1 pseudogene is annotated in these 778 nt (G+C 60.5%); it reads left to right on the top strand.

What is annotated here, in order from left to right:
- Nucleotides 1-389 (top strand): annotated as a pseudogene (locus tag FUT88_RS26035) (peptidylprolyl isomerase); the annotation flags it as partial.
- Between the last annotated feature and the right edge of the window lie 389 nt (nt 390-778).

Below are 778 nucleotides of genomic sequence, written 5' to 3'. Positions count from 1 at the left end.
ATCCTCGTGGACAAGGAAGCCGACGCCAAGGCCATCATCGCAAGCTGAAGGCCGGCGCGAAGTTTGAAGACATCGCCAAGGCGCAATCGAAGGACAAGGGATCGGGCGCGAACGGCGGCGATCTGGACTGGGCAAATCCGGGCACCTACGTGCCGGAATTCTCGGCCGCGCTCACCGGCCTGAAGAAGGGCCAGATCACGCAGACGCCGGTCAAGACGCAATTCGGCTGGCACGTGATCCGCCTGGATGACACGCGCGACGCCAAGATCCCGTCGTACGAAGACGTCAAGCCGCAGCTGCTCGAGATGATGATGGGCGACCAGAACTGGCAACGCAGCAAGTTCCAGGCGATGCTGAAAGAGCTGCGCGAAAAAGCAAAGATCCAGTAAGCAGCCGCCCGTTGGGGCAGTGAAAAAAGGGGCCGCGTGCCCCTTTTTGATTTGATGGCCGGGTTGCATCGCACGCAACCGGAATACCCCACCGGCACCCCCCGAGTTCTTTTGAAGTGTTTGCTGAAAAGCAGTGCGATTTGTCCCATAATGTGCGCCCACGTGCGCCGACATTGCACTGCTTCGGTGCACTCACGCATCAACAGAGTCTGAAAAACCAACCACGCCGGCACGGGCACATCCCGCTCGCCGCCAGAGCGAAACCACCCAAAAGGAAACAGGAGATCCTTATGTCCACGTTCAAGCACGCTTTGCGCATTGCGGCGCTCGCCGCCATTCCGATGGCCCTGCTGCAGGCTGCACCGGCACTGGCCCAGGCCACCAAGTCG

The organism is Ralstonia sp. TCR112 (assembly GCF_007997035.1).
Classification (GTDB): domain Bacteria; phylum Pseudomonadota; class Gammaproteobacteria; order Burkholderiales; family Burkholderiaceae; genus Ralstonia; species Ralstonia edaphi.
This window is presented reverse-complemented; position numbering and strand designations above follow the sequence as displayed.